Below are 5,300 nucleotides of genomic sequence, written 5' to 3' on the forward strand. Positions count from 1 at the left end.
CGAAACTCGGAATACTTTCTTCTTTCTTCTAATACTTTATCTAGTTTTGAGAGAACGATGTTCTTTCAACTGAATATGTCTGGTGATTAAGGCGAAGAGGTCACACCCGTTCCCATGCCGAACACGGAAGTTAAGCTCTTCAGCGCCAATGGTAGTTGGGGGATCTCCCCCTGTGAGAGTAGGACGTCGCCAGGCAATCAGAGAGTACCCGAAGTGGTGCTCTTTTTTTATATTCAAAAAAGGGGGAGATCCCCCAAATAGATTCTCATTCCCGCAGGAGCGAGGATGGGGAGGAGCAAGGAGGTCAAGGACGAGAGGGAGAGAGCACCGGAATGGGCTCTGCACATGAGGATGTGAACAAGCGAAGCGGACGAAGAGATTCGCCGCTCATCGCCGTCCTCGCCTTCAGTACCGATAGTAGTTGGGGACTCCCCCTGTGAGAGTAGGACGTCGCCAGGCAAACGAAAGAGTACCCGAGGGGGTGCTCTTTTATTGTATTGAAAAAAAAGGGCGAGCCCCTAAAAAATACTTCCCTCATGGATTATGTACAGAAGAGGCTAGCTCGGATACACCTTCTTCAACTTCCCCCATGGATCGTGTCCCCAAGTTGCTAGCTCGGATACACCTTCTTCAACTTCCATCATGGATCATGTCCCCAAGTTGCTAGCTCGGATACATCTTCTTCAACTTCCCACCTGGATTATGTATCCAAGTTGCTAGCTCGGATACATCTTCTTCAACTTCCCACCTGGATTATGTATCCAAGTTGCTAGCTCGGATACATAATCTTCTCCCATCAACTTGAATCATGTCCCCAAGGGGCTAGCTCGAATCCATCTTACTCAAAATTCTCTTTCAACGTAGGAGCAAGGATGGGAGGAGTAAGAAGATAGGGGACACGAGGGAGAGAGCACCGAAATGGGTTCTGTCCAAGAGGAAGTGAACGAGAGGAGCGGATGAAGAAGACGCCGCTCCTCTTTGTCCTCGCCTTCAGTGCTGATGGCAGTTTTCTAGGCAATTAAGCAGCATTCGAGTCTGAACTTTAAAATCAAACACCAAACGGAGTTGTAGATCTTGTAGTTTTTTCTCAATCCTTTTTGAATAGAAACAAGCTTATAGTAAGATTAAGATTATACTATTAACTATGAAAGGAAGGTTTTATTGTTTTTCTTATACATAGTTCTCTTCTTATTGTTTGGGTATTTCTTTATCCTATCTTTGATAAAGAGTATAAATGACGAAGTATCCCCTCACTTTGCAGCTTTTCTTTTTATCATCTGGTCCTCATTATCAATAATTGTTACGGTGAATTTAATAAGTCTATAACGTCTAAGTTATACAATTTGATCCGTATGCTAATCGAACGGCTGACCTGAAGTTTTTAATGGAAGATCAGGGTAACTCGTTAAACATACGAAAACACTGGCCGGCTTTAAATCATCTAATTAGAAGTGGAAAATTTCTTTGGGCGGAAAAAAAGAGAAGTGTTAAAGATAATTCATGCATTCTGACAGAGCATAAATAACAAATACAAAATACAACTAATACAAAAAACCTTGGAGACATCTCCAAGGTTTTGTTGTCTTTTATATTGTTGATACTAGGCAATTAAAGTTCGCCGTTAGTTTATACTTTGACTATCAGCTCCTAAGAACATTGCCAGAGCAATCTCAGTATCCTGAAGTGGAAATTAAATTATAAGAAAGTTTACATAGTTATATATAGTAATATATCCAATTAGAACATCAGAATATGGCTTTACTTTTTCTTCTTAATACGTGAATGTCTTGAGTCTGCCGCACTGAGTACGAATAAAAGAGCAAAACCCCATATAACTGCTTGTATAATCATAGTCATCCAATCACTAACAGGGAATAAACAGGAAGACAAAAATAAAAATAATGGACTGAGCAATATTAAAGACAGCCCAATATAAAAAGCTTTCTCATGTAATGCTTTAATTTTTACTAACATTAGTATTACATCCACAAAGTACTTAAATTTTCAAAAGTAATTATACTCGTATGTTTGTATGAGGATTACTTATGCCTTTGTATTCTTCTTCCTTGATCGTTAAATAAGCGAAAGCAATTTTCACAATATTATAATAAATTTTACCACATAATGTTATATATTCATAAACCTTCTCAATACATATAGAAAGCAAATCGAATCTCTATAACGTTCCAGAGTTATAAAAGTTAAGTGGGTATTAAGCTTGCTTACCTGTTTGCATAATCACTTCGAATTTAAAGTGAAACTTTTTTACAATCCACCCGTCTTTAGGGTGAGGCGTCAAGGATTTTAGAAAGTAAGATTAAAAAAGCGGGGTGAAAGATGTGGAAGATGAAGATAGAAAGCAAAGGATACGTGAGTGGTATCAGGAATATAGCGATGCGATTTATCAATTTATATTCATAATGATTGGAGACCATGAACAATCGAAGGATTTAACACATGATACTTTCCTGAAAGCCTATAATCATATGGGACATTTCAAAGGAGAAACGAGCGACAAGAATTGGTTATATCGTATTGCCAGGAACGTCACCATAGATTTTATGCGTAAAAGAAAACCCATCCGTTATATTGCAGATTCATTAAAGGCTTTTCCTTCAAATGATCATTCACCAGAAAGAATTATTCAATTAGGGGAAGCTGAAGGTCAGATCTATCATGCCTTAAGTAAATTAAAGAGATCTTATCGGGAGGTCATTATTTTGAGAAAGATTAAAGAACTGTCTATCCGAGAAACAGCTGAAGTGCTTGAGTGGAAAGAAAGCAAAGTGAAAACTACCCTTTTCAGGGGATTGCAGGCAATGAAAATTCAATTGCAAAAGGAGGGGTATGATCATGAAACAATATGATGAAAGCAATGAATATGACCAAACTCTTAAATCGCTCAATTCCATCAAAATGGAAAAATCGGATAAAGAGGAGGTGTATTCTAACCTTATTAATAATTTAGAAAAAAGAAAGGTAAAGACAGGGGCTTTAATTGGTCCATCCATGTCTTATCAGCTGCGTTCATTATGATTTTCCTCATAGGAGGATATTTTATAGCAGATAAAATACTATTGGATCAAGCTGCACCCCAGGATGAAAATATTGAAACAATTGAAACGGTGCTAGAAATAGTATTCACTGGACCAGATAAAGAGTTGAAGAATATATTAGATGATGAAGAGTCCTATGTAGAACAAGACAAAGTTCAAGAATACCAAAATGATTTATATTCCCATTATGAAGATATTTATCAACCTTACTTTGAAGAAAATACATTTCAAGGCCATATAAATACCAATCAGCTGACTTTTACCCAATTAGCCTATTATAAAGGCTATCAACTGAAAGCAGACAAAATAGATGTCATAGAAGATGAAAAAACTGATGGTGCATACAACTTTACAGTTAATGTGCAATATTACAAAGGAGATATTAAAGAGGGAGAAATTAAAGTCTCAGGAAGAGTCAATATTTATAATACAGGTAAAATAAACACCATGAAATTTTATAATGATGGGGGCTTAGAGGAACTGGTAAAGACTATTCAACCAGAAGGCGGATAATATGAGGTAATCCTCCTTTAAAAGGAGCTTTAAAACGGTTCTTTATCATTAAGTTGTATTTTTTCGCAGAAGTTGACTTCCTACACTAAAGCCTTTACCATAAAATCAACCAAGTCTATTTCTCAGGGGTGTTAACCTTGGAACATTCTCATGATATTATCGATAGATTTTCAGTTTGGCTAAGAAAAGAAGGAAAGTCAGCTAATACGGTAACAACTTATGAAAGAGAACTGAAGAAATACCAAGACTGGCTGCAAACAAAAGGACTGACCTTAAAAGAAATTTCCCATAACGAGGTTCAGAGTTATATCAACTTCTTAGAGAAACAAGGCAGAAGTCCAATAACCAACGATAAAATACTTGGCGCGATTCGCACGTTTGCGAAATTCTTAAAACGGCCGGATATAACTGCAGGTATTGAAATGAAAACGGCAGATAAGAAAAGTGAAATTGAATCTTTAAACAATGAAGAATGTGCAGCATTATTGAAAGAAGTAAAAGAAGAAGGAAATTGCAGAAATACAGCCATTGTTTACACGCTTCTCCACACCGGAATCCGTGTATCGGAACTTTGTGCACTCGATAGAGCAGATGTTGATTTGAAGGCGAGGACTTTGGAAATCAATACTTCCACTGGAGTCCAAAGAAATATTCCATTATCAGAAGAAGCAAATGATTACTTAAAAAGATATATTGAAACCTCACCAGATAAAACTTCGTTGTTTGTCTCCAGAACAAATGAGAGGCTTACAGAAAGATCTATCCAATACATGTTAAAGAAATATGGGGTTAATCCCCATAAGCTTAGGCATACCTTTTGCCAGCAGCTGGTGGATAAGGGTGTCAGTATTGAAATTGTTTCCAAGCTTGCCGGGCATAAGGATATAAATGTAACCAAAAGGTATACCAAATCAAAAGTAGAGCATCCGGCTTTAGAAGATGCTATTCACAAGACATTTATAAAAGATAGCTAAAAAAGGAATTATCTCAGCTGGAGAGGGTATGAATATAGTACTCTCTCTTTTTTGTAGAAAACCCTTGATAAAGATTTATAGAAATGATATATTGTGTATTCGGCTTTGAATTTCGGGGCCGATAAACGAAATAAATGAACAAAAAGAAGTTGACTTCCACGAAGTAGGGTGGTATAGTAATGAATGTCGCTGCTACAGTAGAGCGATAAAATGAATATCAGCTATAAAGAATTTATTCGCAGAAGTTGACGACAACGAAATATCATGTTATGATAGACTTCTGGTCGATTGAACCTTGAAAACTGAACAAAACAAACAAAACGTCAACGTAAATCTAGTAAGAACATTGTTCTTACAAAGTTGCTAATACTTTAAAAATAGCAAATGAGCAAGTCAAACTTCTATCGGAGAGTTTGATCCTGGCTCAGGACGAACGCTGGCGGCGTGCCTAATACATGCAAGTCGAGCGGACTGATGGGAGCTTGCTCCCTGAAGTCAGCGGCGGACGGGTGAGTAACACGTGGGTAACCTGCCTGTAAGACTGGGATAACTCCGGGGAAACCGGGGCTAATACCGGATAGTTCTTTTCCTCGCATGAGGAAAAGTGGAAAGGCGGCTTCGGCTGCCACTTACAGATGGACCCGCGGCGCATTAGCTAGTTGGTGAGGTAACGGCTCACCAAGGCAACGATGCGTAGCCGACTGAGAGGGTGATCGGCCACACTGGGACTGAGACACGGCCCAGACTCCTACGGGAG

The 5,300-nt window shown here is 38.3% G+C and carries 4 protein-coding genes and 2 rRNA genes; all 6 read left to right on the forward strand.

What is annotated here, in order from left to right; genetic code table 11:
* The first annotated feature begins 78 nt into the window (after positions 1–78).
* Positions 79–195: ribosomal RNA gene (gene rrf, locus B9Z54_RS20525) — 5S ribosomal RNA — on the forward strand.
* A gap of 2,144 nt (positions 196–2,339) precedes the next feature.
* On the forward strand, positions 2,340–2,867 hold the full coding sequence (locus tag B9Z54_RS20535) for an RNA polymerase sigma factor (RefSeq protein WP_240190033.1): 528 nt from the start codon (positions 2,340–2,342) through the stop codon (positions 2,865–2,867).
* Entirely contained in the window at positions 2,854–3,036 is a 183-nt protein-coding gene (locus B9Z54_RS20540) for a hypothetical protein (RefSeq protein ID WP_113930247.1), read from the forward strand. Before B9Z54_RS20535 ends, B9Z54_RS20540 begins: the two co-directional genes overlap by 14 nt.
* A 41-nt stretch (positions 3,037–3,077) precedes the next feature.
* Complete coding sequence (locus B9Z54_RS20545; RefSeq protein ID WP_113930248.1) at positions 3,078–3,569, forward strand: hypothetical protein; 492 nt, start codon at positions 3,078–3,080, stop codon at positions 3,567–3,569.
* A 137-nt stretch (positions 3,570–3,706) separates the two neighbouring features.
* Positions 3,707–4,543 carry a tyrosine-type recombinase/integrase gene (locus B9Z54_RS20550; protein ID WP_162785308.1) on the forward strand — a complete coding sequence of 279 codons (837 nt, stop codon included), beginning with the start codon at positions 3,707–3,709 and terminating at the stop codon, positions 4,541–4,543.
* A gap of 401 nt (positions 4,544–4,944) precedes the next feature.
* Positions 4,945–5,300, forward strand: a 16S ribosomal RNA gene (locus tag B9Z54_RS20555); the annotation flags it as partial.

Origin of the sequence: Bacillus sp. P14.5, from assembly GCF_003316765.1 — a bacterium.
Classification (GTDB): Bacteria; Bacillota; Bacilli; order Bacillales; family Bacillaceae_B; genus Rossellomorea.